We start from the raw sequence: 26823 nt of genomic DNA, 5'->3' as shown, positions 1-26823 counted from the left end.
ACCCTTACACGGCCATCAGGTCTTTTTCTTTCTGCGCCAAATTCGCGTCGATTTCAGCCACGTACTTTTTGGTCAGATCATCAATTTCGCCAGTGGCGCGACGCTCTTCGTCTTCACTGATTTCCTTTTCCTTGACCAGGTCCTTGAGCTGGCTGTTTGCGTCACGACGGATGTTGCGCACGGCAACACGGGCATCTTCCGCAACATCACGAGCCTGCTTGGTGAAGCCCTTGCGGGTTTCTTCGGTCAGGGCCGGCATGGAGATCAGCAGCAGCTCACCCAGGTTGGTCGGATTGAGGTTCAGACCCGCGCTGCCGATGGCTTTGTCGACGGCACCGAGCATGTTGCGCTCAAAGGCAACGACTTGCAGGGTACGGGCGTCTTTGACGGTGATGTTCGCCACTTGCTTGATCGGGGTGTCGGAACCGTAATATGGCACCATCACGCCTTCCAGAATGCTTGGGTGCGCCTGGCCGGTACGAATGCGGCCGAAGTTGTGAAGCAGCGATTCCACCGATTTCTTCATGCGCTCTTGAGCGTCTTTCTTGATTTCGTTGATCATTGTTGGCCTTCCTCGATCAGGGTCCCTTCAGCGCCGCCATGCACGATGTTCAGCAGGGCGCCGGGCTTGTTCATGTTAAATACGCGCAACGGCATTTTGTGGTCGCGGCACAGACAAATGGCTGTCAGATCCATCACGCCCAGCTTGCGATCCAGCACTTCATCGTAGGTCAGATGATCGAACTTCTCGGCATGCGGGTCCTTGAATGGATCTGCGGTGTAGACACCATCGACCTTGGTCGCTTTCAGCACGACGTCAGCGTCGATTTCGATCGCACGCAAGCAGGCTGCCGAATCCGTGGTGAAGAACGGATTGCCGGTGCCGGCCGCAAAGATCACGACTTCCTTGGAGTTCAGGTGGCGCATGGCTTTGCGGCGATCATAGTGATCGGTGACGCCAACCATGGAAATGGCCGACATCACGATGGCCGAGATATTGGCACGTTCCAGCGCATCACGCATGGCCAGGGCGTTCATCACAGTGGCCAGCATGCCCATGTGGTCGCCTGTGACCCGATCCATGCCGGCCGCGCTCAGCGCTGCCCCGCGGAACAGGTTGCCGCCGCCGATCACCAGACCGACCTGGACACCGATGCCAACCAGTTGGCCGACTTCCAGCGCCATGCGATCCAGAACTTTCGGATCGATCCCGAACTCTTCCGAGCCCATCAGGGCCTCGCCGCTAAGCTTGAGTAGAATGCGTTTATAGCGAGCCTGATAACCACTGCCCTGCTGAGCCATTGCGAATCTCTCCTGCGGCGTATTTTAAAAATTCTTTGCGAGCTGTTTACAGCTGGCGTTCACTCTAGCTTGGCGCTGCTTCAGCGCCATCGGAACATGGCTTTGTAAGCCAGTTCCAAAGGGAAACCAATAAAAATTGGTGCCCCATCTGAAAAGAGGCTGCGCGCGTAAGCGGGCAGCCTCTTCAGGGCGACAGTTAAAAAACCGTCTTATTGCTTGGCGGCAGCCAGCTGGGCAGCAACTTCTTCAGCGAAGTTGTCGACCGGCTTCTCGATGCCTTCGCCTACTTTGAAGTAGGTGAAAGAAACGATTTCAGCACCGGCTTTCTTGGCCAGTTCGCCGACCTTGATTTCAGGGTTCTTGACGAACGCCTGCTCAACCAGGCTTGCTTCAGCCAGGAACTTGCTGATACGGCCTTTGACCATGTTCTCAACAATGTTTTCTGGCTTGCCTTTGATTTTTTCTTCGTTCAGCTGCAGGAACACGGCTTTTTCGCGCTCGATTGCTTCAGCGGAAACTTCCGATGGCAGCAGGAACTCAGGGTTGCTGGCCGCTACGTGCATAGCGATGTCTTTGGCCAGCTCAACGTTGCCGCCCTTCAGAACAACCGCAACACCGATCTTGTTGCCGTGCAGGTAACCACCAACAACATCACCTTCAACGCGAGCCAGGCGACGGATGTTGACGTTTTCGCCAACCTTGCCGACCAGTACCAGGCGAGCAGCTTCTTGAGCTTCGATCAGCGGAGCGACGTCAGTCAGTTTGTCAGCGAACGCTTTTTCAACGCTTTCAGTAACAAATGCCTTGAAGTCGTCCTGCAGAGCCAGGAAGTCGGTCTGCGAGTTCACTTCCAGCAGAACGGCGGATTTACCGTCTTCTTTCAGAGCGATAGCGCCTTCAGCAGCCACGTTGCCTGCTTTCTTGGCAGCCTTGATTGCGCCCGAAGCACGCATGTCATCAATGGCTTTTTCGATGTCGCCGCCAGCCTTGGTCAAGGCTTTTTTGCAGTCCATCATGCCTTCGCCAGTACGCTCGCGCAGTTCTTTGACCAACGCTGCAGTAATCTCTGCCATTTCAAAATTCCTCTTGGATAGGTTTTCAACCATTCCACCCGATCGAACGGGCGTTCAATTCTTCCCGAACCACCCTTGTTAGCAGCTGCAAGTTACAAATACTGTAAATGCGCCACCGGACAAATGGTTTTCGAGGTGGCAAAAAGGGGGCCAAGCCCCCTTTTTGCTTACTGAGTCAACGCCAAGGCGTCAATTACTCAGCTGCAGCTGCCGGAGCTTCTTCAACGAACTGCTCGGTGCCACCAGCAACGTGGTTGCGACCGCGGATTACAGCGTCAGCCATCGAACCCATGTACAGCTGGATAGCGCGGATTGCGTCATCGTTGCCTGGGATGATGTAGTCAACGCCTTCCGGGCTGCTGTTGGTATCGACTACGCCGATAACCGGGATGCCCAGCTTGTTGGCTTCGGTGATCGCGATGCGCTCGTGATCAACGTCGATAACGAACAGTGCGTCTGGCAGACCGCCCATGTCCTTGATACCACCCAGGGAACGATCGAGCTTCTCAAGATCGCGAGTGCGCATCAGCGCTTCTTTCTTGGTCAGCTTGGCGAAAGTACCGTCTTCGGCTTGCACTTCAAGGTCACGCAGACGCTTGATGGAAGCACGGATGGTTTTGAAGTTGGTCAGCATGCCGCCCAACCAGCGGTGATCGACGTACGGCGAACCGCAACGTGCTGCTTCTTCAGCAACGATCTTGCCAGCGGAACGCTTGGTGCCGACGAACAGAATCTTGTTTTTGCCCTGGGCCAGACGCTCTACGAAAGTCAGAGCCTCGTTGAACATTGGCAGGGTTTTTTCAAGGTTGATGATGTGGATCTTGTTACGCGCGCCGAAAATGTACTTACCCATTTTCGGGTTCCAGTAACGGGTCTGGTGACCGAAGTGCACACCGGCCTTCAGCATATCGCGCATGTTGACTTGGGACATGATAGTTCCTTAATAAGTCGGGTTTGGCCTCCACGTATCCCAATGACCAACCAGCAGCATCAGCTGAAGGCACCCAGGTCATCGTGTCGACACGTGTGTGGATTTAAGCCTTTCGGGGTATCCCCGGAAAGCGGCGCATTTTATATCACAAGACTCCAAAAAACGGAACCCGGATTCTCAATTCCTGATGCGAGCCTTCATCTACACCCTTGGAATCGCTCAAGAATGCGCCTATCTATAGAGAGAAGCGATGCACAGAGGCTCAGATTTGCGCTGATCGTCTGTTAGAATCGCGTTTTTCAGGGCGGCGAACATCGATCGCACACTGCCCATTCCGTGTTAGCAAGCGCCATTGAGCGCAGAGAGAGCCTGTATGACCGTCACCCTCAAAACCCCGGAGGACATCGCAAAAATGCGTGTCGCCGGCAAACTGGCCGCCGATGTGCTGGAAATGATTGCTGAACACGTCAAGCCGGGCGTCACCACCGAAGAGCTGGACCGTATCTGCCACGACTACATCGTCAACGTGCAGCATGCCATCCCTGCCCCGCTCAACTACAAAGGCTATCCGAAGTCGATCTGCACCTCGATCAACCACGTGGTCTGCCACGGCATTCCGAACGAGAAGCCATTGAAGGATGGCGACACGCTGAACATCGACGTCACCGTGATCAAGGACGGCTTCCACGGCGACACCAGCCGCATGTTCCACGTCGGCACCGTGCCGGTCTGGGCGGAGCGCCTGTCGCAAGTGACCCAGGAATGCATGTACAAGGCCATCGAAATCGTCAAACCCGGCTGCCGCCTGGGCGACATCGGTGAAGTGATCCAGAAGCACGCCGAAAAGAACGGTTTCTCGGTGGTTCGCGAGTTCTGCGGCCACGGCATCGGCAAGGTGTTCCACGAAGAGCCGCAGATCCTGCACTACGGCCGCGCCGGCACCGGCATGGAACTGAAAGCCGGCATGACCTTCACCATCGAGCCGATGATCAACCAGGGCAAGGCCGACACCAAAGTACTGGGCGACGGCTGGACCGCGATCACTAAGGACCGCAAGTTGTCGGCACAGTGGGAGCACACGCTGGCAGTGACCGAAACCGGTTACGAGATCTTCACCTTGCGCAGCGATGACACCATCCCGCGCGTTTCGGCCTGATCCGGTCCGAGCTGAACCCAGCCTTATAGAAAGGAAAGCCAATCGATGCCGCAGGTGGATCCCGAACTCTTCGACCGTGGCCAGTTCCAGGCTGAACTGGCCCTGAAGGCCAGCCCGATCGCGGCTTTCAAAAAGGCGATCCGCCAGGCCCGCGAGGTCCTTGACGGACGCTTTCGCAGCGGCCGGGACATTCGCCGGCTGATCGAGGATCGCGCCTGGTTTGTCGATAACATCCTGCAAAAGGCCTGGGAGCAGTTCAACTGGAGCGAAGACGCCGACATCGCGCTGATCGCGGTCGGCGGCTACGGTCGCGGCGAGTTGCATCCTTTTTCCGACATCGATCTGCTGATCCTGCTGGACAGCGCCGACCATGAAGTTTTCCGTGATTCCATCGAGCGTTTTCTGACGCTGTTGTGGGACATCGGCCTGGAAGTCGGCCAGAGCGTGCGCTCGGTGGACGAATGCGCCGTTGAAGCCCGCGCCGACCTGACGGTTGTCACCAACCTGATGGAAAGTCGCACCATCTGCGGCCCCGAACGTTTGCGCCAGCGCATGCTCGACGTCACCAGCACCGCACACATGTGGCCGAGCAAGGACTTCTTCCTGGCCAAACGCGCCGAGCAGAAGGCCCGTCACCACAAATACAACGACACCGAATACAACCTGGAACCCAACGTCAAAGGCTCGCCCGGCGGACTACGGGATATTCAGACGATTCTGTGGGTGGCCCGGCGCGAGTACGGCACCCTGAACCTTCGGGCATTGGCAGGCGAAGGTTTCCTGGTCGAGAGCGAAAACGCCCTGCTGGCCTCCTCGCAGGAGTTCCTGTGGAAGGTTCGTTACGCGCTGCACATGCTCGCCGGTCGCGCCGAAGACCGCTTGCTGTTCGACCACCAGCGTTCGATTGCCGGCCTGCTGGGTTTCAAGGGCGATGACGCCAAGCAAGCCATCGAAAACTTCATGCAGCAGTACTACCGGGTGGTCATGAGCATCGCCCAGCTCAGCGACCTGATCATCCAGCACTTCGAGGAAGTCATCCTCGCGCCGGAAGATGAGGCGCCGCCACAGCCGATCAATTCTCGGTTCCAGTTGCACGACGGTTACATCGAGGCGCGCAACGACAACGTATTCCGCCGCACGCCGTTCGCCATGCTCGAGATCTTCGTGCTGATGGCCCAGCAGCCGGAAATCAAGGGCGTGCGCGCCGATACCATTCGCCTGCTGCGGGAAAACCGGCATCTGATCGATGACGATTTCCGCAATGACATCCGCAACACCAGCCTGTTCATCGAGCTGTTCAAGTGCAAGATCGGCATCCACCGCAACCTGCGTCGGATGAACCGTTACGGCATTCTCGGGCGTTATCTGCCGGAGTTCGGTTTCATTGTCGGGCAGATGCAGCACGACCTGTTTCACATCTATACGGTCGACGCGCACACGCTGAACCTGATCAAGCACCTGCGTAAGTTGCAGTACACGCAAGTGTCGGAAAAATTCCCGCTGGCCAGCAAGCTCATGGGCAAGCTGCCCAAGCCTGAACTGATCTATCTCGCCGGTCTGTATCACGACATCGGCAAAGGTCGGCACGGCGATCACTCGGAAATCGGCGCAGTGGACGCCGAGGCTTTTTGCCAGCGCCACCAATTGCCAGTGTGGGACAGCCGCCTGATCGTCTGGCTGGTGCAGAACCACCTGGTGATGTCGACCACCGCCCAGCGCAAGGACTTGTCCGACCCGCACGTGATCCACGACTTCGCGCAAATCATCGGTGACGAAACCCGCCTCGATTACCTGTACGTGCTGACCGTCGCCGACATCAACGCCACCAACCCGACGCTGTGGAACTCCTGGCGCGCCAGCCTGTTGCGCCAGCTCTATACCGAGACCAAGCGAGCGTTGCGTCGCGGCCTGGAGAACCCGGTGGATCGTGAAATGCAGATCCGCCAGACCCAGAGCGCCGCCCTCGATATTCTGGTGCGCGGCGGCAACGATCCGGACGACGTCGAACAGTTGTGGTCGCAATTGGGTGATGATTATTTCCTGCGTCACACCGCCGGCGACGTGGCCTGGCATACCGACGCCATCCTGCAGCAGCCGGCGGACGGCGGGCCGTTGGTGCTGATCAAGGAAACCACCCAGCGCGAGTTCGAGGGCGGTACGCAAATCTTCATTTATGCGCCGGACCAGCACGACTTCTTCGCCGTGACCGTGGCGGCGATGGATCAGCTGAACCTGAACATTCACGACGCCCGGGTCATCACGTCCAGCAGTCAGTTCACCCTCGACACCTATATCGTGCTCGACACTGACGGCGATTCGATCGGCGATAACCCGGCAAGGATCAAACAGATCCGCGAAGGCCTGACCGAAGCCCTGCGCAACCCGGACGATTACCCGACGATCATCCAGCGTCGGGTGCCGCGCCAGCTCAAGCATTTCGCGTTTGCGCCACAGGTGACGATCCACAACGACGCCCAGCGGCCGGTGACGGTGCTGGAGCTCAGTGCCCCGGACCGGCCAGGCTTGCTGGCGCGGATCGGTACGATTTTCCTGGAGTTCGATCTGTCGCTGCAGAACGCCAAGATCGCCACCCTCGGCGAGCGCGTGGAAGACGTGTTCTTCATCACCGACGCGAACAACCAGCCATTGTCCGACCCGTTGCTGTGCAGCCGCTTGCAGGATGCGATCGTTGAACAGTTGAGCGTCAACCAGGAACCCGATATCAAACTGTCACGAATCAGTATCTGACCCGACAAATTTCCCCCTGCGGAGATAGCCCTTTGTAGGAGCCGGCTTGCTGGCGATAGCATCACCTCGGTGTGTCAGATGCACTGGAGTGATGCTATCGCCAGCAAGCCGGCTCCTACGGAGTGCAGGCCTCCACATTGAACGAGATCGACCGATGAACAACGCTTTGTCCCAGCTCCAGCCCTACCCGTTCGAGAAGCTCCGCGCCCTGCTCGGCAGCGTCACGCCCAACCCGGACAAACGCCCTATCGCACTGTCCATCGGCGAACCGAAGCACCGTTCGCCAAGCTTTGTCGCCGAAGCCCTGTCCAGCAATCTGGATCAGATGGCCGTTTACCCGACCACCCTCGGCATTCCGGCGCTGCGTGAAGCCATCGCCGCGTGGTGCGAACGCCGCTTCAACGTTCCGAGCGGCTGGCTCGACCCGGCGCGCAACGTGCTGCCGGTCAACGGCACTCGCGAGGCGCTGTTCGCCTTCACCCAGACCGTGGTCAATCGTGGCGATGACGCGCTGGTGGTCAGCCCGAACCCGTTCTATCAAATCTATGAAGGTGCCGCGTTCCTCGCCGGCGCCAAGCCGCATTACCTGCCATGCCTGGACGAGAACGGCTTCAACCCGGACTTCGATGCCGTCTCCCCGGACATTTGGAAACGCTGCCAGATCCTGTTCCTGTGCTCGCCAGGCAATCCGACTGGCGCCTTGATCCCGGTTGAAACCCTGAAAAAGCTGATCGCCCTCGCCGACGAACACGACTTCGTGATTGCAGCGGACGAGTGCTACAGCGAACTGTACTTCGACGAACAAACCCCGCCAGCCGGCCTGCTTAGCGCCTGCGTGGAACTGGGCCGCAAGGACTTCAAGCGCTGCGTGGTGTTCCACAGCCTGTCGAAGCGCTCCAACCTGCCAGGCCTGCGTTCGGGTTTCGTGGCCGGTGATGCCGACATTCTCAAAGGCTTCCTGCTGTACCGCACTTATCACGGCTGCGCGATGCCGGTTCAGACTCAACTGGCGAGCGTCGCCGCGTGGAATGACGAAGTGCATGTGCGGGCCAACCGTGCGCTGTATCGCGAAAAGTATGATGCGGTGCTGGAAATCCTCAGCCCGGTGATGGACGTGCAACGCCCGGACGGCGGCTTCTACTTGTGGCCGAACGTTAATGGCGATGATGAAGCGTTCTGCCGTGATCTGTTTGTGGAAGAGCATGTGACTGTGGTGCCGGGTTCCTATCTGTCCCGCGAGGTAAACGGCGAAAATCCAGGGGCCGGTCGCGTGCGCATGGCATTGGTTGCACCATTGGCGGAATGTGTTGAAGCGGCAGAGCGTATTCGCAACTTCATTTCCTCCCGAAAATAGCAACTTGAGTAAATCCGCACTGTGCAATGCAGTGCGGATCTAGCTAACTTGGTTACAACCCTGCCATATACAAATATCCACTCGAACATTAACCTGAGTCACGCCATCAAAACCTGTATATTAAATTTTATAACCCCCAACTAAACAACTACTCGTTACATGGAAGTAACAAGCATGAATTCATTTAAACCCTGTCAAATACCGCAACCAAAAAACGACGCAGACTCCTACATAGCCGCCATCAACGAACGTCCTCTTAACGCGCTAAATAGCCAATCAAATCGCCCAAAAAGAAACATCGGCGCTCATACAAAGTACTGGGCTACAGGAAGAACTCTAAAAATCGCAATGTATGACGCCAGCGACGAGGTTATCGAAGAGGTAAAAGCCGCCGCCAGTGAATGGCTCCCTTACGTCAATCTGAAATTTGATTTTGTAACAGGTGATACAGGCGACATCCGGATCCACATCAACCCTCCAAATGGAGTAAACAGTTCTGAAATTGGCACTGACGCATTGATCGACGACATAGGAGGCACTGATGCAGAAAGGCGTGCCCCCAGTATGTTTCTCAATTGGAAGTCGGGGAGCCAACGCTTTAGATATGTCGTTCTACATGAGTTCGGGCATGCCTTGGGAGCGATGCACGCACACCAGCACCCAGACTCGGAGATACCATGGAACGTGCAGAATACTTATAAACACTGTGCCAAAAAGTACGGTTGGAACAAAGCTGATGTCGACACGAATATCTTGCCCCTGCCCCGAAGCCACCAACATGCTTACGAACCTTATGACGGCGACTCAGTCATGCACTATGAGATCCCTCGGGAATGGACATTCGGAAACTGGGGTCAATCGGAATCGTGGGCAATCAGCAACGGGGACATCATCATGATGCGCAAAGCCTATCCCAAGGATTAAGCACTGCTGCAGTGACGGTACTACTTTTCACCGTCGAAACTTTATTCCTCATTGATGCACCCGCTCCCTGACAAGGCGCATATAAAACACAAAAAAATGCAATAAACCCATCCTGGGCCCTCTATAAAAATGGATATTTATATATGGACATCATGTCAACTTATCACTTGGAAACTCCGATGGACCCTAAAGCCTCTTATGAGGTTGCCATCGCCGAAAACCCTGCAAACCGTGTAGTTTCTACGCCTGGCCGCCAAAAGCGCGCCGCAGGCAAACATACCCACTTCTGGGCACCTGGCCGAACCCTGCGAATTGCATTTTTGAATGGCGATGAAGCATTCAAGAATGCCGTCAAGACTGCTGCCAGTAACTGGCAACCACATATCAATCTGAACCTGGATTTTGTCGAAGGAACGGAGGGCGATATTCGTATCAAGTGTGAACAGGGCATTTATTGGTCTTTCCTTGGCACCGCCGCTTTGACACAGACAGATCAGAGCCTGCCAACGATGATCCTGGCGACGGATTACCGCTATTCATTAAAGTTCTTTCTTGCCAATGCCATGCATGAATTTGGTCATGCATTAGGTGCCCAACATGAGCAACTGAACCCTGCGGCAAACATCCCCTGGAACAAGCCAGCCGTCTACGCCGCGCATTGGTTACCTGAAAATGCTGACGAAGACAGTTACCAAGACAGTCTCACCCGCAAAAAAGTGGACGACCTTTACTTCAATCTGCTTGATGCCAACGAAGTAAAAAACTCGCCCTACGACCCGCTGTCGATCATGCATTATGCCGTCCGGCAGGAATGGACCGATGGCGACTTCAAGGTCGACCTTAACTTTGTCCTCAGCGAGAAGGACAAGGCCTTTATGACGCAGGTCTACCCTTACCCTGAAGCGCAAAGCGAATGATTCGGTCGCCAGGCCATCAACACGCGTTATTTGACGGCCCCCAGATTCGCTTCACTCAAATCCAGTTCACCTAATACTTCTCGCAATACGTCATCACCAATCTGGTGATGACGGCTGAGCTTGTATAACTCCAGGCGTTGCGCCCGCAGCGCCTTCAAACGCAAGCGCCGCTCCAGCAAGTCCATCTGGAATGCCAGGGCCTGGGCCTCCGCCGAGTCGTTGAACACCTCCAGTTGGTGCCGATACTCGGACATGATCCGAGCCTTCAGCTCAATGGCCAGCGCAGCCTGGGCTGCGTCATGAGGGGTGACCTCTTCGGTTTCGAGCGCATGAATGGCCGCTTCGGCGGTTTTGCGCCAGGCATCGCGCACCTCACTGCGACGTTTGTCGTCCGGGCTCTTTTCAATGCCACGCAACAACAGTGGCAGCGCGATACAGGCCGCAACCAGCGACAGCAGAATGACCCCGGCTGCAATGAAGATCAGCAGATCTCGTTCAGGAAACGCATCACCCGCCATCAACATCGGCACAGACAACACGCCCGCCAGCGTCACCGCTCCGCGCACGCCACCCACCGTCAGTAACCAGCAGGATCGCGCAGTCGGCACGTTGACCATTTCACCCTTGCCGCGCCAACGGCGCAGCAGCCCCGACAACCGCCAGATGCTCTGCACCCAGACAAACCGCAACACCACCAGCACCAGGAAAATCGCCACCACGTCGAGGCAGCGATAGAGCAGTGTCGGCCACAACGAGGTTTCGTGGCTGACCACGGCTTTGATAATGTCCGGCAATTGCAAACCCAGCAGGAGGAAGATCAATCCGTTGAACGCGAACTCCAGCAACGACCAGACGCTGCGATTGAGCAGTCGAGTGCTGGTCTGGCGCGGCAGCAGATCGAGCCAGCTCTGCATCATCCCCGCCGCGACCGCCGACAAAATGCCCGATGCGCCCAGCCGTTCGGCCAGCACGTACGCCGCAAACGGCAGCAACAACATGAAGACAACGTGCGTCGCCGGATCATCCCAGCCCCGGGCGATCATCCATGAGCGCAAACGCCCGACCAGCCAGCTCAGCGCCACACCGACAGCCAGGCCACCAACCGCCACCAACACAAACGTCAGGCTGGCGTTGGCCAGCGAGAACACCCCGGTCACCGCCGCTGCCAGGGCGAACTTGAAGGTCACCAGGCCCGACGCGTCATTCATCAGCGCCTCGCCCTGCAGCATATGCATCAGCGGGGTCGGCAGGCGGTTTTGAGAAATCGCCGAGACGGCCACGGCATCCGTCGGCGACAACACTGCCGCCAAGGCAAAAGCCACCGGTAGCGGAATGCTCGGCAACAACCAATGGATGAAGTAACCCGCACCGACGACGGTAAACAGCACCAAACCGACCGCCAGGGTCAGGATCGGCCCGCGCAGTCGCCAGAATTCGCGCTTGGGCATGCGCCAGCCGTCGGAGAACAGCAGCGGTGGCAGGAACAAAAACAGGAACAATTCCGGGTCCAGTGCGACGTGCAACCCGAGCGTCGGCCAGGCCAGCAACGCGCCGGCACCGATTTGCACCAGCGGTAATGGCAATGCAATCACGCGTCCGACCAGGCGCGAAACACTTACCAGCATCAACAGGATCAGGACGGTGTAGGCGGTTTGCATAAAGCGCAGTTCCCGGGCAATCGATAGCATTGAAGTGCCATATTAGCCGCCTAGACTGTTCCCTGACCGTTACACCAATGTCGCATCGCCTGAAAACACCTCAATCCAATGTGGGAGCGGGCTTGCTCGCGAAGGGGGCTTAACAGTCAACATTTGTGTGTCTGACACACCGCTTTCGTCGGAACGCCGCCCGGAGCAAGCCCGCTCCCACAAGGGATTTGCGGTGGCATAACGACCAAGGCCGACGCGAAACCGTCCGGTCATGGCATAATCCTTCACCTTTTTTTTCCAGCACCTGCAAAGGGGGCAATTCCTTGACCGTTTCAAGCAAAACGTTGCACCTTTTCGGCATCAAAGCCTGCGACACCATGAAAAAGGCGCGCACCTGGCTCGATGAACACGCTGTCAGCTATGACTTTCATGATTACAAAACGGCCGGAATCGACCGTGAACACCTGACCCAATGGTGCGACGAGCACGGCTGGCAAGTGGTGTTGAACCGTGCAGGCACGACCTTTCGCAAGCTCGACGACGAACGCAAAGCCGATCTCGACCAGCCGAAAGCCATCGAACTGATGCTCGCACAACCCTCGATGATCAAGCGCCCGGTGCTCGATCTCGGAGACAGAACCCTGATTGGCTTCAAGCCAGACATCTACGCGGCAGCGCTCAAGTAAGCCCGCCCGTTCAATTTTGTTAGAGGTATTTACATGTCCACTACCGTATTCAGCCTGGCCTTTGGTGTCGGCACTCAAAACCGTCAAGGCGCATGGCTGGAAGTGTTTTACGCACAGCCATTGCTCAATCCTTCGGCCGAACTGGTCGCGGCCATCGCGCCGGTCCTGGGCTACACCGACGGCAATCAGGCCATCGCCTTCAGCACCGCTCAGGCTTCGCAACTGGCTGAAGCCGTCAAAGGCGTCGACGCCGCACAGGCTGCCTTGCTGACCCGCCTGGCCGAGAGCCACAAGCCGCTGGTCGCGACCATTCTGGCCGAAGACGCGCCACTGACTTCCACGCCTGAGGCTTACCTCAAGCTGCACCTGCTGTCCCATCGTCTGGTCAAGCCGCACGGCCTGAACCTGGCGGGCGTGTTCCCGCTGCTGCCGAACGTCGCGTGGACCAGCCAGGGCGCAATCGACCTCGCCGAACTGGCCGAGCATCAACTGGAAGCCCGTCTGCGCGGCGAATTGCTGGAAGTGTTCTCGGTGGACAAGTTCCCGAAAATGACCGACTACGTGGTACCGGCCGGCGTGCGCATCGCTGACGCGGCGCGGATTCGTCTGGGCGCTTACGTCGGCGAAGGCACCACCGTGATGCACGAAGGTTTCGTCAACTTCAACGCCGGCACCGAAGGCCCGGGCATGATCGAAGGCCGCGTTTCCGCGGGTGTCTTCGTCGGCAAGGGTTCGGACCTGGGCGGCGGTTGCTCGACCATGGGCACCCTGTCGGGCGGCGGCAACATCGTGATCAAGGTCGGCGAAGGCTGCCTGATCGGCGCCAACGCCGGTATCGGTATCCCGTTGGGCGACCGCAACACCGTTGAATCGGGCCTGTACGTGACCGCTGGCACTAAAGTGGCGCTGCTGGACGAGAACAACAAGCTGGTCAAGGTCGTGAAAGCCCGTGAACTGGCCGGTCAGCCTGACCTGCTGTTCCGCCGCAATTCGGAAACCGGCGCCGTGGAATGCAAAACCCACAAATCGGCGATCGAACTGAACGAAGCGCTGCACGCTCACAACTAAGCGTCACATGATCACCCTGTAGGAGCGAGCTTGCTCGCGAGAAACGTAAGGGCAACGCGGTTATTCAGGTCACACGCGTTAACGTTAACGTCCATCGCGAGCAAGCCCGCTCCTACAGGGGTACGGTGTACACCCCGCCCATGTTTAGCAGGGCCAAATTGCATGATGATTCCCTCTCCCTGGCGCGCCGATTTTCCGGCCATCGCCGCGCTGCAACGGCAAGACCAGACCTATCTGGACAACGCCGCCACCACTCAAAAACCTCAAGCGCTGCTGGATGCCCTGGCGCATTACTACGCCAATGGTGCGGCCAACGTGCATCGGGCGCAGCACTTGCCCGGCGCGCATGCCACCCAGGCGTTCGAGGACAGCCGCAGCAAAGCCGCCCACTGGCTGAATGCCGGCGATTGCGGGCAGATCATTTTTACCCACGGCGCCACCTCCGCGCTGAACCTCCTGGCCTATGGCCTGGAACACCTGTTCAATCCGGGCGACGAGATTGTCATCAGCGCCCTTGAGCATCACGCCAACCTGTTGCCATGGCAGCAATTGGCTCACCGTCGCGATTTGAAGCTGGTGATCCTGCCACTGGATACCGACGGCTTGATCGACCTCGATGCCGCCGCGTCGCTGATTGGCCCACAGACTCGTTTGCTGGCGGTCAGTCAGTTGTCCAACGTGCTCGGTGCCTGGCAACCGCTGCCCGCCTTGCTGACGATGGCCAAGGCACACAGCGCGATGACTGTGGTCGATGGCGCTCAGGGCGTGGTCCATGGTCGACATGACGTGCAGGCACTCGGTTGCGACTTCTATGTGTTTTCCAGCCACAAGCTCTACGGACCCGATGGCCTGGGTGTGCTGTTCGGGCGCCACGAAGTGCTCAAGCAACTGCGCCATTGGCAATTCGGCGGCGAAATGGTGCTGGATGCGGATTACCAGCACGCACGCTTTCGCCCGGCGCCATTGGGATTCGAGGCGGGCACGCCGCCGATTTCCAGTGTGATTGGACTTGGCGCGACGCTGGATTACCTCGCCGGTCTCGATCAGGACGCGGTCTCAGCCCATGAAGCGGCGCTGCACGACTATTTGTTGAAAGGTCTTGAGGCACGCAACGGCATCCGCCTGCTGGGCAAACCGCAACTGGCGCTGGCGAGTTTTGTCGTCGAAGGTGTGCATAACGCTGATCTGGCGCATTTGCTGACAGAACAGGGGATCGCCGTGCGCGCCGGTCATCACTGCGCCATGCCGTTGCTGAAAAGCTTTGAACTGGCCGGGGCGATTCGGGTGTCGTTGGCGCTGTACAACGATTCCGAAGATCTGGAACGGTTCTTTGAAGCGCTGGATCAGGCGCTGGAGTTGTTGCGATGACCCTCCCCGCTGATGCCGTCAAGGCGCTCGAAACCTTTCAGGCTGCCGCTGGCTGGGAACAACGGGCGCGGCTGTTGATGCAATGGGGCGACCGTCTGCCCGTGTTGAGCGATGTGGACAAGATCGAGGCCAATCGCGTGCATGGTTGTGAAAGCCAGGTGTGGTTGGTGGGCTCGCTGCAGGACGGTCACTGGCAGTTTGCCGCGAGCAGTGATGCGCGATTGATTCGCGGGTTGGTGGCGTTGTTGCTGGCGCGGGTTAACGGGTTGTCGGCGGTTGAGTTGCAGCAGGTGGATTTGCCGGAGTGGTTCAATCAGCTTGGATTGAGCCGGCAGTTGTCGCCGTCGCGCAGCAACGGCCTCAACGCCGTGCTCCAGCGAATGCGGAGCCTGAGCGACATGTAGGGGCCGGCTTGCTGGCGATCCAGGCGACTCAGTATGGCTGAGACACCGCGGCGCATGGATCGCCAGCACGCCGGCTCCTACAAGGATCGCGTTTCAAACCCCGGGTTTGACCCGATCCGCCGGGCGCCGCACACCCGCCACAATTTTATCCACAGCCTTGGTCGCCGCGACCATGCCGAATGTCGCCGTCACCATCATCACCGCGCCAAACCCGCCCGCGCAGTCCAGCTTCACACCATCCCCGACAAAACTCTTCTGCAGGCAAATGCTGCCATCCGGCTTCGGGTAGCGCAGCTGTTCGGTGGAAAACACACACGGCACGCTGTAATGACGGGTCACCGTGCGGGAGAAGTTGTAGTCGCGGCGCAGGGTCGAGCGCACTTTCGAGGCCAACGGGTCGTTGAAAGTCCGGTTCAAGTCGCAGACCTGAATCAACGTCGGATCAATCTGCCCGCCCGCCCCGCCGGTGGTGATGATCTGGATCTTGCGGCGTTTGCACCAGGCGATCAGCGCAGCCTTGGCGTTCACGCTGTCGATGCAGTCGATCACGCAGTCGATGTTCGGCGTGATGTACTCGGCCATGGTGTCGCGGGTGACGAAATCCGCCACCGCGTGCACCGTGCAGTCCGGATTGATCCCGCGCAGGCGCTCGGCCATCACCTCGACTTTGGGTTTGCCGACAGTGCTGTCCAGCGCGTGCAACTGACGGTTAGCGTTGCTGACGCAGACGTCGTCGAGGTCAAACAGCGAAATCTCGCCCACGCCACAACGGGCTACGGCTTCCGCCGCCCAGGAACCGACGCCACCGACGCCGACGATCGCCACGTGGGCGGCGCGCAAGCGCTCAAGCCCTTCGATGCCATACAAACGGGCGATGCCTGCAAACCGCGGATCTTCTGTGCTCATGACCATTACCCCAAAAACCGGCGCGCATTATAGGGCCGTCGGCGGCCAAGAGCATCTTTGGGCTATGAACGGGCGTCTTGAACTCATTATTCAGCCTACGCAGAACCAAGATTTAACCTACAAGGTCCAACGAAAGAACTTAAGTCGAGTTGGATTGCCCAACGTCCGGCTGTTCCCTGTCTGCTGTACGGTCAGGGAACGCCCGGTGTAGGATGCGCGCCCCTTGGCAACCGCCGACCGTAACTTCGTTCCACAGCCTTTGGAACCCGAAATAGCTATGTCATCGCGTAAATTTGGACTCAACCTGGTCGTGGTGCTCGCCATCGCTGCCTTGTTTACCGGCTTCTGGGCGCTGATCAATCGCCCGGTCACCGCCCCCAACTGGCCAGAACAGATCTCCGGGTTTTCCTACTCGCCGTTCCAGCAAGGCCAGTACCCGCAGAAAGAGCAGTACCCGACCGACGATCAAATGCGTCGCGATCTGGAGATCATGAGCAAGCTGACGGACAACATCCGCACTTACTCGGTCGATGGCACCCTGGGTGACATTCCCAAGCTGGCTGAAGAGTTCGGCCTGCGGGTCACCCTCGGCATCTGGATCAGCCCGGACCTGGAACGCAACGAGCGGGAAATCACCCGCGCCATCGAAATTGCCAACTCCTCGCGCAGCGTGGTTCGCGTGGTGGTAGGCAACGAGGCGATTTTCCGTAAGGAAATTACCGCTGCTGAACTGAGCGTGATTCTTGATCGCGTCCGTGCCGCCGTTAAGGTGCCGGTCACCACGTCCGAGCAATGGCACGTCTGGGAAGAGCACCCGGAACTGGCCAAGCACGTCGATCTGATTGCCGCGCACGTCCTGCCTTACTGGGAATACGTCCCGGTGGACAAGGCCGGTCAATTCGTCCTCGACCGCGCCCGCGACCTGAAAAAGATGTTCCCGAAAAAACCGCTGCTGCTCTCGGAGGTTGGCTGGCCGAGCAACGGTCGCATGCGCGGCGGCACCGATGCGAGCCCGGCGGATCAGGCGATCTACTTGCGCACGCTGGTGAACAAGCTCAACCGCCAGGGCTTCAACTACTTCGTGATCGAAGCGTTTGACCAGCCGTGGAAGGCCAGTGACGAAGGTTCGGTGGGCGCGTACTGGGGCGTGTTCAACGCCGCGCGTCAGCAGAAATTCAACTTCGAAGGCCCGGTCGTCGCGATTCCGCAATGGCGTGTGCTGGCCATCGGCTCGGCAGTGCTGGCCTTGCTGTCCCTGACCTTGCTGATGATCGACGGTTCGGCCTTGCGTCAGCGTGGCCGCACCTTCCTGACCTTTATCGCGTTCCTCTGCGGTTCGGTTTTGGTATGGATCGGCTACGACTACAGCCAGCAATACAGCACCTGGTTCAGCCTGACGGTCGGATTCCTCCTCGCACTCGGCGCGCTCGGGGTGTTTATCGTTCTGCTGACCGAGGCGCATGAACTGGCCGAAGCGGTCTGGACCCACAAGCGCCGGCGCGAATTCCTGCCCGTTGTAGGCGATTCGGACTACAGACCGAAAGTCTCGATTCACGTCCCTTGCTACAACGAGCCGCCGGAGATGGTCAAACAGACCCTCAACGCCTTGGCCAACCTCGACTATCCGGATTTCGAAGTCCTGATCATCGACAACAACACCAAGGACCCGGCGGTTTGGGAACCGGTGCGCGATTACTGCGCAACCCTCGGCCCGCGCTTCAAGTTCTTCCACGTCGCACCGCTGGCCGGTTTCAAGGGTGGCGCGCTGAACTATCTGATTCCGCACACCGCCAAGGATGCCGAAGTGATTGCCGTGATCGACTCCGATTACTGCGTCGACCCGAACTGGCTCAAGCACATGGTGCCGCACTTCGCCGATCCGAAAATCGCTGTGGTGCAGTCGCCGCAGGATTACCGCGACCAGAACGAAAGCACCTTCAAGAAGCTTTGCTACGCGGAATACAAGGGCTTCTTCCACATCGGCATGGTCACCCGTAACGACCGCGACGCGATCATTCAGCACGGCACCATGACCATGACCCGTCGCTCGGTGCTCGAGGAACTGGGCTGGGCCGACTGGTGCATCTGTGAAGACGCCGAGTTGGGTCTGCGCGTGTTCGAGAAAGGTTTGTCGGCGGCGTATTACCACACCAGCTACGGCAAAGGCCTGATGCCCGATACCTTTATCGACTTCAAGAAACAGCGTTTCCGCTGGGCTTACGGTGCGATTCAGATCATCAAGCGTCACACCGCGAGTTTGCTGCGCGGCAAGGACACCGAACTGACCCGTGGCCAGCGTTACCACTTCCTCGCGGGCTGGTTGCCGTGGGTCGCGGACGGCATGAACATCTTCTTCACTGTCGGCGCACTGTTGTGGTCGGCGGCGATGATCATCGTTCCGCAGCGGGTCGATCCGCCGTTGCTGATTTTCGCGATCCCGCCATTGGCGTTGTTCGTGTTCAAGGTCGGCAAGATCATCTTCCTTTACCGTCGCGCGGTTGGCGTGAACCTCAAGGACGCGTTCTGCGCGGCGCTGGCCGGTCTGGCGTTGTCGCACACCATCGCCAAAGCGGTGCTGTACGGTTTCTTCACCAGCAGCATTCCGTTCTTCCGTACGCCGAAAAACGCCGATAACCACGGCTTCTGGGTGGCGATTTCGGAGGCGCGTGAAGAGATGTTCATCATGCTGCTGTTGTGGGGCGCGGCGCTGGGGATCTTCCTGGTGAACGGGCTGCCGAGCAACGACATGCGCTTCTGGGTGATCATGCTGTTGGTGCAGTCGCTGCCGTACCTGGCGGCGCTGATCATGGCGTTCCTGTCTTCGCTGCCGAAACCGGCCGTCGAGGCCGAAACGGCACCGGCAGTCTAAATCTTTACAGATGCACTAAACGGCGGCCAATGGCCGCCGTTTTGCTTTAAGATAACCGCCATTTTGCAGGGCTTGGCGTGATATACGGTCTTACTGACCGCACTCAAAACCTGTGAGAGCGGGCTTGCTCGCGAAGGCGGTTTAACATTCAACATTTCCGTTGTCTGACACACCACCGTCGTGAGCAAGTCGAATCGTCGCACCGCCGCTCCCACATTAGTCCGTGCCCATATTCAAGTTTTCCGGAGTTTTCCATGACGGCCCACGCCGACCTTTCGCCGACCCTTCAACTCGCCATCGACCTGATCCGCCGTCCGTCCGTGACGCCGCTCGACGCCGATTGCCAGAAGCAGATGATGCAGCGCCTGGGCGATGCCGGTTTCAACCTGGAACCGATGCGCATCGAAGATGTGGATAACTTCTGGGCGACCCACGGCAAACATGACGGCCCGGTGCTGTGTTTCGCCGGCCACACCGATGTGGTCCCGACCGGCCCGGTGACCGCCTGGCAGATCGACCCGTTCAATGCGCTGATCGACGAACACGGCATGCTCTGCGGCCGTGGCGCGGCAGACATGAAAGGCAGCCTCGCCTCCATGACCGTGGCCGCCGAGCGCTTCGTCGCCGACTATCCGGATCACAAGGGCAAGGTCGCGTTCCTGATCACCAGCGACGAAGAAGGTCCGGCGCATCACGGCACCAAGGCAGTCGTCGAGCGCCTCGCCGCTCGCAAGGAACGCCTGGACTGGTGCATCGTCGGCGAACCGTCGAGCACCACGCTGGTGGGTGATGTGGTCAAGAACGGCCGTCGCGGTTCCCTCGGCGCCAAACTGACCGTGCACGGCGTGCAAGGTCATGTGGCCTATCCGCACCTGGCCAAGAACCCGATCCACCTTGCCGCCCCGGCCCTGGCCGAACTGGCAGCCGAGCATTGGGATCATGGCAACGATTTCTTCCCGCCGACCAGTTTCCAGATCTCCAACGTGAATTCCGGCACCGGCGCGACCAACGTGATCCCGGGTGATCTGGTGGCGGTGTTCAACTTCCGTTTCTCCACCGAATCCACCGTCGAAGGCCTGCAAAAGCGCGTCGCCGACATCCTCGACAAACATGGCCTGGACTGGCACATCGACTGGGCGCTGTCCGGCCTGCCGTTCCTCACCGAACCGGGCGCGTTGCTGGATGCCGTGGCATCGAGCATCAAGGACGTCACCGGTCGCGAAACCAAGGCGTCCACCAGCGGCGGCACCTCCGACGGTCGCTTCATCGCGACCATGGGTACGCAAGTGGTTGAACTGGGCCCGGTCAACGCAACGATCCACCAGGTCAACGAGCGCGTGCTGGCCGCCGACCTCGACGTGCTGACCGAAATCTACTACCAGACCCTGATCAAGTTGCTCGCCTGATGCTCGCCTGCCCGATCTGCAGCGAACCGCTGAACGCGGTGGACAACGGCGTGGCCTGCCCCGCCGGGCATCGCTTCGACCGTGCGCGCCAGGGTTATTTGAACCTGTTGCCGGTGCAGCACAAGAACAGCCGCGACCCTGGGGATAACCTGGCGATGGTCGAAGCCCGTCGCGACTTCCTGAACGCAGGCCATTACGCGCCGGTGGCCAAGCGCCTGGCGGAACTGGCGGCCGAATACGCACCACAGCGCTGGCTCGACATCGGTTGTGGCGAGGGTTACTACACCGCGCAGATCGCCCAGGCCCTGCCCAACGCTGACGGTTACGCGCTGGACATCTCCCGGGAAGCGGTCAAACGCGCCTGCAAGCGCAACCCGCAGCTGACCTGGTTGATCGCCAGCATGGCGCGGGTGCCGTTGGCGTCTGGCAGTTGCCAGTTTCTTGCCAGCGTCTTCAGCCCACTGGACTGGGAAGAAGCCAAGCGCTTGCTCAGCCCCGGCGGCGGCTTGATGAAAGTCGGGCCGACCAGCGGCCATCTGATGGAATTGCGCGAGCGACTGTACGACGAAGTACGCGAATACACTGACGACAAGCATCTGGCGTTGGTGCCGGAAGGCATGGCGCTGCAACACAGTGAAACCCTGGAGTTCAAACTGACGCTTTCAAAGGGTCAGGATCGCGCCAACCTATTGGCCATGACGCCTCACGGCTGGCGCGCCAGTGCCGAACGCCGGGCGGCGGTCATCGAACAGGCCGAGCCGTTCGAGGTCACCGTGTCGATGCGTTACGATTACTTCGTACTTCAATAATTTTTTGGTCTTGAGCAACGGCTTGAGGCCGGCTAAATCCGCGAATGGATTTTTCAGACCCGCAGTGAGGACATCCATGCGCCAACCCGATATCGAGATTTACCTGAAAGACGCTGACGTCGACTACAAGGCCATCGCGGCCTGGCTCGGCAGCGCATTGGGCCCGTGCACCGACTGGGTTCAGAAAGGCCAGACCTACAAGTGCAAGGCCGGCAACGTGCCGGTGACCTGGTTGCCGAAAGCCGTAGGCAAATGGAACAGCCTGTACCTGGAAAGCGACCAGACCCCGTGGGAAGACGACATCGCCTGTGCCCGCGCCGCGTTTGCCGCGCTGAACGTCGAAGTGCGTTGCGCACCGGGCAGCTGGGTCGAGGAAGAAGGTGAGGAAACAGCGGATCGCTGGATGCGCATCAGTGCCGATGGCGAAGAAGAGATCACCTGGAAAACCGCTTAACATCAGCAACATTGATCAAACGTGGGAGCGGGCTTGCTCGCGAATGCGGTGTGTCAGTCAAAGTTAATGTCGACTAACCCACCGCATTCGCGAGCAAGCCCGCTCCCACATTGGTTTTCGGGTGATCTGGAGAGTGGTTTTACAGCCCCACCACATCCTCAGCCTGCAACCCCTTCTGTCCTTCCACCACTGCGTACTCGACCTGCTGACCTTCAGTCAGCGAGCGGTGGCCTTCACCGCGAATCGCGCGGTAGTGCACGAACACATCCACCCCGTCCGCGCGCTGAATAAAACCGTAGCCCTTGGCGTCGTTGAACCACTTCACGTTGCCGGTTTCACGTGTTGCCATTTGTTCATACCCCTTTTTTATTATTGATCGGGCTTTTCGCAGGAAAGCCTCGGGAACATTGCTTGCGCGGACCAGGTGCCACTATCTGGCCAGTGCGGGCTCGCCGAGTATATGACAGCTGCCAAAACTCTCAACTCAACTTTACTTAGGCGCTTTTTTGCCGATTTTCGGTGAATCCGGCACACTATCGGCCGCCCGAGCAAACGCTCGGTTTTATTCACTCATGCAGATGCCGTATGACCCGTTCCCCGTTCCGCCGTCTTGTGTTTGGCACCCTGCGCCGACTGCTCTATCTCTGGGTTCGCTCCGAGACGATCAATCAGTCGTCGTTCACCCTCAACCTCGACCGCAGTCGTCCGGTGTTCTACGTCCTGCAAAACCCTTCGCTGACCGACCTCGCCGTGGTCGACACCGAGTGCAGCAAGGCCGGCCTGCCCCGCCCGGTGCTGCCGGTGTCGGTGGGTAACCTGCTGGAACCCGCCGCGTTCTTTTACCTGACACCAGACCCCGACTGGCTCGGTCGCCAGGACAAGCGCGGTGCGCCGCCGACGTTGACCCGCCTGGTCAGCGCCCTGAGCCAGAATGCCGCCGAAGACGCGCAGATCATTCCCGTCAGCGTGTTCTGGGGCCAGTCGCCGGACAGCGAATCGAGCCCGTGGAAACTGCTCTTCGCCGACAGCTGGGCGGTTACCGGGCGTCTGCGCCGCTTGCTGAGCATCATCGTGCTGGGGCGCAAGACCCGCGTGCAGTTTTCCGCGCCGATTCACCTGCGCGAACTGATCGATCACGACAAGGGGCACGAGCGCACCGTGCGCATGGCCCAGCGGATTCTGCGGGTGCACTTCCGCAACCTCAAAGCTGCGGTGATCGGCCCGGACATTTCCCACCGGCGCAATCTGGTCAAAGGCCTGCTCAATCAGCCGCTGGTCAAGCAAGCGATCCTGGATGAAGCCGAGCGCGAGAACATCTCCCCGGAAAAAGCCAAGGCCCAGGCCCTGCGCTACGGCAACGAGATCGCCTCGGACTACACCTACACCGCGATTCGCTTTCTGGAAGTGGTGCTGAGCTGGTTCTGGAACAAGATCTACGACGGAATCAAGGTCAACCACATCGAAGGCGTGCAGAAGGTCGCCCAGGGTCACGAAGTGATCTATGTGCCGTGCCATCGCAGCCATATCGACTACTTGCTGCTGTCCTATCTGTTGTTCCGCAACGGCCTGACCCCGCCGCACATCGCCGCAGGGATCAACCTCAACATGCCGGTGATCGGCAGCCTGCTGCGGCGTGGCGGTGCGTTCTTCATGCGTCGTACTTTCAAAGGCAACCCGCTGTACACCTCGGTGTTCAACGAATACCTGCACACCCTGTTCACCAAAGGTTTCCCGGTCGAGTACTTCGTCGAGGGCGGCCGTTCGCGCACCGGGCGCATGCTGCAACCGAAAACCGGGATGCTGGCGATCACCTTGCGCAGCTTCCTGCGTTCATCGCGTATGCCGATCGTCTTCATCCCGGTGTACATCGGTTATGAGCGCGTACTGGAAGGCCGGACCTACCTCGGCGAATTGCGCGGTGCGAGCAAGAAGAAAGAATCGATCTTCGACATTTTCAAAGTCATTGGCGCCCTGAAGCAGCGCTTCGGCCAAGTGGCGGTGAACTTCGGCGAACCGATCAAACTCGCGGAATTCCTCGACAGCGAACAGCCAGACTGGCGTCAACAGGAACTCGGCCCGCAGTTCAAACCGGCGTGGCTCAACGAAACCACCAACCGCCTCGGCGAAAAAGTCGCGCAGCACCTGAACGAAGCAGCGGCGATCAACCCGGTCAACCTCGTGGCGTTGGCATTGCTGTCCACCAGCCGTCTGGCGCTGGATGATCGCGCCATGGCGCGAGTGCTGGATCTGTATCTGGCACTGTTGCGCAAGGTGCCATACTCGCCGCACACCACGCTGCCGGAAGGTGACGGGCGTGCGCTGATCGAGCATGTGAAGGACATGGATCTGCTGTCCGAACAAAGTGATGCGCTCGGCAAGATTCTGTACCTGGACGAGCAAAATGCCGTCCTGATGACCTACTACCGCAACAACGTCCTGCACATCTTCGCGTTGCCGTCGCTGCTCGCGAGCTTCTTCCAGAGCGCCTCTCGCATGAGCCGCGAACAGATCCTGCGCTACACCCGCGCACTGTATCCGTACCTGCAATCGGAGCTGTTCATTCGCTGGTCGCTGGACGAACTGGATGCAGTGATCGATCAATGGCTCGAAGCGTTCGTCGAGCAGGGCCTGCTACGTTTTGAAAATGACGTTTACCTGCGCCCGGCGCCGAGCTCGCGGCATTTCGTGTTGCTGACCTTGCTGTCGAAGAGCATCGCCCAGACGCTGCAACGCTTCTACATGACCGTTTCCCTGCTGCTCAACAGCGGCCAGAACAGCATCAGCGCCGAAGAGCTGGAGGACCTGTGCACGGTGATGGCCCAGCGCCTGTCGATCCTGCATGGCCTGAACGCCCCGGAGTTCTTCGACAAGAGCCTGTTCCGCCACTTCATCCAGACGATGCTCGACCTGGACGTGCTCAAGCGCGACGAAGCCGGCAAATTGAGCTATCACGAACTGCTCGGCGAACTGGCCGAAGGCGCGGCCAAACGGGTGTTGCCGGCGGAGATTCGTTTGTCGATTCGCCAGGTGGCGTTGCATCGCAGTGAAGATGCGGCGGATCTGGCTACCACACAGCCCGAGCAATAACGCAACCCCCCTGTGGGATCGCCGCACCGCCGCTCCCACATGAGATTGGAGATATCAGATGAAAAAACTCTCTCTATTGGCCATCACCGCTTTGCTCGGAGCCTGTCATTCGATGCAGCCCGCCGACAAAACCAGCCTGGATGGCGAAGTCTTCTACCTGCAACGCATCGCCCTGCCCCCGACCGCCACCCTGAGCGTCAGCTTGCAGGACGTGTCTCTGGCCGACGCCCCGGCCGTGATCCTCGACGAACAGAAGGGCCCGGTCAAAGGTCAGGTGCCGCTGCCATTCCATCTGAGTTACGATCCGGCTCAGGTCAAACCCGGCCACAGATATTCCGTCAGCGCGCGCATCGAAGTGGATGGCAAGTTGATGTTCATCACCACCGAACACCACGCCGTGCAACTGGATGGCAGCGATCCGCAGCCACTGAAAATCCGCGTCGACGCAGCCCGTTGATTTTATTTTTCAAACACTTTTCATGAACAAGGAAGCCGCCATGTTCCGCCCTACCCTTCGCTTCGCCGGCCTCTGCGCAGGCTTGATGATTTCCGCCAGCGCCATGGCGCTCTCGCTCAGTGACCTGTCGCAAAAAGATGCCACCGGCGGCCTCAAGGATGCCCTGACCCAAGGCGCGCAACTGGCCGTAAAACAACTCGGTACACCGGGCGGGTTCAGCAACAACCCGGACGTGAAAATCGAACTGCCAGGCAAACTGGGCAAGGTCGCCAGCAAGATGAAACAGTTCGGCATGGGCGACCAGGTCGATCAACTGGAAACCAGCATGAACAAAGCGGCAGAAACCGCCGTGACCCAGGCCCAGCCGATCCTCGTGGACGCCGTGAAGAAAATGTCCGTTGAAGACGCCAAGGGCATCCTCAGCGGCGGCAACGATTCGGCCACCCAATACCTGAACAAAACCAGCCGCGAACAAATCCGCGCCAAGTTCCTGCCGATCGTCAAGCAAGCCACCGACCAGGTCGGCCTGGCCAAGCAGTACAACTCGTTCGCCGGCCAAGCCGCGACCATGGGCGTGATCGATACAAAAAATGCCAACATCGAAAGCTACGTCACCGAACAGGCACTGAACGGCTTGTTCGAAATGATCGGCAAACAGGAAGAAACCATTCGCAAGAACCCTGCTGCGGCAGCGACCAGCCTGGCGAAGAAAGTGTTTGGCACCCTCTAAGCCACAACGCCGATCCTGTGGGGGCTAGCCTGCTCCCACAAGATCAGCGTATATCCGCGAGAACAGGCCGGCTGGCGGGGCGCCATCGCCAGCAAGCCGGCTCCTACGAGGTCTGCGTGTATCCGCGAGAATAGGTTGGTTGGCAGGGCGCCATCGCCAGCAAGCCGGCTCCTACAAGGTCTGCGTATAGCCGCGAGAACAGGTCGGTTGGCAGGGCGCCATCGCCAGCAAGCCGGCTCCTACGAGGTCTGCGTATAGCCGCGAGGATAGGTTGGTTGGCAGACCGTCTTCGCCAGCAAGCCGGCTCCTACAAGGTCTGCGTATAGCCGCGAGAACAGGTCGGTTGGCAGGGCGCCATCGTCAGCAAGTCGGCTCCTACAAAAGCAGCGTATGTCGGCGAGAACAGGTGGCTGGCAGGCCGTCTTCGCCAGCAAGCCGGCTCCTACGAGGGCAGCGTATATTGGCGAGGATAGGTTGGCTGGCAGGCCGCCATCGCCAGCAAGCCGGCGCCTACAAAAGCTGACC

The 26823-nt window shown here is 59.0% G+C and carries 23 protein-coding genes; 16 read left to right on the top strand and 7 right to left on the bottom strand.

What is annotated here, in order from left to right; genetic code table 11:
- Positions 1 to 4: 4 nt before the first annotated feature.
- The 4 genes from frr to rpsB all read right to left on the bottom strand — a co-directional run bounded on the left by frr (position 5) and on the right by rpsB (position 3306).
- On the bottom strand, positions 5 to 562 hold the full coding sequence (gene frr, locus PMI01S_RS22175) for a ribosome recycling factor (protein ID WP_084322273.1): 558 nt from the start codon (positions 560 to 562) through the stop codon (positions 5 to 7).
- Positions 559 to 1302, bottom strand: a complete 744-nt coding sequence (pyrH, locus tag PMI01S_RS22170) for a UMP kinase (protein ID WP_003189161.1) — start codon at positions 1300 to 1302, stop codon at positions 559 to 561. Before pyrH ends, frr begins: the two co-directional genes overlap by 4 nt.
- Before the next feature lie 209 nt (positions 1303 to 1511).
- A complete protein-coding gene (tsf, locus tag PMI01S_RS22165) occupies positions 1512 to 2375 on the bottom strand; it encodes a translation elongation factor Ts (protein ID WP_084322272.1) in 864 nt (287 codons plus the stop codon).
- A gap of 193 nt (positions 2376 to 2568) precedes the next feature.
- Positions 2569 to 3306, bottom strand: coding sequence for a 30S ribosomal protein S2 (rpsB, locus tag PMI01S_RS22160; protein WP_007907989.1), 738 nt, complete (start codon positions 3304 to 3306; stop codon positions 2569 to 2571).
- Positions 3307 to 3679: 373 nt separating this feature from the next.
- Here rpsB and map point away from each other — a divergent pair, with 373 nt between their 5' ends.
- The 5 genes from map (at position 3680) to PMI01S_RS22135 (ending at position 10405) form a co-directional block, all read left to right on the top strand.
- On the top strand, positions 3680 to 4462 hold the full coding sequence (gene map, locus PMI01S_RS22155; protein ID WP_084322271.1) for a type I methionyl aminopeptidase: 783 nt from the start codon (positions 3680 to 3682) through the stop codon (positions 4460 to 4462).
- A 45-nt stretch (positions 4463 to 4507) separates the two neighbouring features.
- Positions 4508 to 7210 carry a [protein-PII] uridylyltransferase gene (locus PMI01S_RS22150; protein WP_084322270.1) on the top strand — a complete coding sequence of 901 codons (2703 nt, stop codon included), beginning with the start codon at positions 4508 to 4510 and terminating at the stop codon, positions 7208 to 7210.
- A 154-nt stretch (positions 7211 to 7364) separates the two neighbouring features.
- A complete protein-coding gene (gene dapC / locus PMI01S_RS22145) occupies positions 7365 to 8564 on the top strand; it encodes a succinyldiaminopimelate transaminase (RefSeq protein ID WP_084322269.1) in 1200 nt (399 codons plus the stop codon).
- Between the two features lie 174 nt (positions 8565 to 8738).
- Positions 8739 to 9488 (top strand): M12 family metallopeptidase, encoded by a 750-nt coding sequence (locus PMI01S_RS22140; RefSeq protein WP_159439519.1) that lies wholly within the window; start codon positions 8739 to 8741, stop codon positions 9486 to 9488.
- 143 nt (positions 9489 to 9631) lie between these two features.
- On the top strand, positions 9632 to 10405 hold the full coding sequence (locus PMI01S_RS22135) for a zinc metalloprotease (protein ID WP_084322267.1): 774 nt from the start codon (positions 9632 to 9634) through the stop codon (positions 10403 to 10405).
- Between the two features lie 26 nt (positions 10406 to 10431).
- On the opposite strand, the gene PMI01S_RS22130 is transcribed toward PMI01S_RS22135, so the two are convergent.
- Positions 10432 to 12063: a Na+/H+ antiporter gene (locus PMI01S_RS22130; protein ID WP_084322266.1), complete on the bottom strand. Its 1632-nt coding sequence runs from the start codon at positions 12061 to 12063 to the stop codon at positions 10432 to 10434.
- A gap of 314 nt (positions 12064 to 12377) precedes the next feature.
- Between PMI01S_RS22130 and PMI01S_RS22125 the strand changes: the two genes are divergently transcribed.
- The 4 genes from PMI01S_RS22125 to PMI01S_RS22110 all read left to right on the top strand — a co-directional run bounded on the left by PMI01S_RS22125 (position 12378) and on the right by PMI01S_RS22110 (position 15580).
- Positions 12378 to 12740, top strand: a complete 363-nt coding sequence (locus tag PMI01S_RS22125; RefSeq protein ID WP_007949322.1) for an ArsC family reductase — start codon at positions 12378 to 12380, stop codon at positions 12738 to 12740.
- Positions 12741 to 12773: 33 nt separating this feature from the next.
- Positions 12774 to 13808: a 2,3,4,5-tetrahydropyridine-2,6-dicarboxylate N-succinyltransferase gene (dapD, locus tag PMI01S_RS22120; RefSeq protein WP_084322265.1), complete on the top strand. Its 1035-nt coding sequence runs from the start codon at positions 12774 to 12776 to the stop codon at positions 13806 to 13808.
- Positions 13809 to 13970: 162 nt separating this feature from the next.
- On the top strand, positions 13971 to 15176 hold the full coding sequence (locus tag PMI01S_RS22115; RefSeq protein WP_084322264.1) for an aminotransferase class V-fold PLP-dependent enzyme: 1206 nt from the start codon (positions 13971 to 13973) through the stop codon (positions 15174 to 15176).
- Positions 15173 to 15580 (top strand): SufE family protein, encoded by a 408-nt coding sequence (locus tag PMI01S_RS22110; RefSeq protein ID WP_084322263.1) that lies wholly within the window; start codon positions 15173 to 15175, stop codon positions 15578 to 15580. Before PMI01S_RS22115 ends, PMI01S_RS22110 begins: the two co-directional genes overlap by 4 nt.
- 93 nt (positions 15581 to 15673) lie before the next feature.
- Here the strand turns inward: PMI01S_RS22110 and tcdA are convergent, their stop codons facing one another.
- The gene (gene tcdA, locus PMI01S_RS22105) at positions 15674 to 16492 is read right to left on the bottom strand and encodes a tRNA cyclic N6-threonylcarbamoyladenosine(37) synthase TcdA (RefSeq protein WP_084322262.1); all 819 of its coding nucleotides are present in this window, start codon (positions 16490 to 16492) and stop codon (positions 15674 to 15676) included.
- A gap of 271 nt (positions 16493 to 16763) precedes the next feature.
- Between tcdA and PMI01S_RS22100 the strand changes: the two genes are divergently transcribed.
- The 4 genes from PMI01S_RS22100 to PMI01S_RS22085 all read left to right on the top strand — a co-directional run bounded on the left by PMI01S_RS22100 (position 16764) and on the right by PMI01S_RS22085 (position 22024).
- Complete coding sequence (locus PMI01S_RS22100) at positions 16764 to 19355, top strand: glycosyltransferase (RefSeq protein WP_084322261.1); 2592 nt, start codon at positions 16764 to 16766, stop codon at positions 19353 to 19355.
- A 254-nt stretch (positions 19356 to 19609) separates the two neighbouring features.
- On the top strand, positions 19610 to 20761 hold the full coding sequence (gene dapE, locus PMI01S_RS22095; protein ID WP_084322260.1) for a succinyl-diaminopimelate desuccinylase: 1152 nt from the start codon (positions 19610 to 19612) through the stop codon (positions 20759 to 20761).
- Complete coding sequence (locus PMI01S_RS22090; RefSeq protein ID WP_084322259.1) at positions 20761 to 21570, top strand: putative RNA methyltransferase; 810 nt, start codon at positions 20761 to 20763, stop codon at positions 21568 to 21570. Before dapE ends, PMI01S_RS22090 begins: the two co-directional genes overlap by 1 nt.
- A gap of 76 nt (positions 21571 to 21646) precedes the next feature.
- A complete protein-coding gene (locus PMI01S_RS22085) occupies positions 21647 to 22024 on the top strand; it encodes a hypothetical protein (protein ID WP_084322258.1) in 378 nt (125 codons plus the stop codon).
- A gap of 139 nt (positions 22025 to 22163) precedes the next feature.
- On the opposite strand, the gene PMI01S_RS22080 is transcribed toward PMI01S_RS22085, so the two are convergent.
- Positions 22164 to 22373, bottom strand: coding sequence for a cold shock domain-containing protein (locus PMI01S_RS22080; protein ID WP_019647794.1), 210 nt, complete (start codon positions 22371 to 22373; stop codon positions 22164 to 22166).
- 236 nt (positions 22374 to 22609) lie between these two features.
- Here PMI01S_RS22080 and plsB point away from each other — a divergent pair, with 236 nt between their 5' ends.
- The 3 genes from plsB to PMI01S_RS22065 are packed head-to-tail and all read left to right on the top strand — an operon-like array spanning position 22610 to position 26298.
- A complete protein-coding gene (gene plsB, locus PMI01S_RS22075; protein WP_084322257.1) occupies positions 22610 to 25111 on the top strand; it encodes a glycerol-3-phosphate 1-O-acyltransferase PlsB in 2502 nt (833 codons plus the stop codon).
- A 58-nt stretch (positions 25112 to 25169) separates the two neighbouring features.
- Positions 25170 to 25568, top strand: coding sequence for a YbaY family lipoprotein (locus PMI01S_RS22070; protein ID WP_084322256.1), 399 nt, complete (start codon positions 25170 to 25172; stop codon positions 25566 to 25568).
- A gap of 40 nt (positions 25569 to 25608) precedes the next feature.
- On the top strand, positions 25609 to 26298 hold the full coding sequence (locus PMI01S_RS22065) for a DUF4197 domain-containing protein (protein ID WP_084322255.1): 690 nt from the start codon (positions 25609 to 25611) through the stop codon (positions 26296 to 26298).
- Positions 26299 to 26823: the final 525 nt, after the last annotated feature.

The organism is Pseudomonas migulae NBRC 103157 (genome assembly GCF_002091715.1).
GTDB classification, from domain to species: domain Bacteria; phylum Pseudomonadota; class Gammaproteobacteria; order Pseudomonadales; family Pseudomonadaceae; genus Aquipseudomonas; species Aquipseudomonas migulae_A.
The sequence above is the reverse complement of the archived record's forward strand: the minus strand, read 5'-3'. Positions and strand labels throughout refer to the sequence as shown.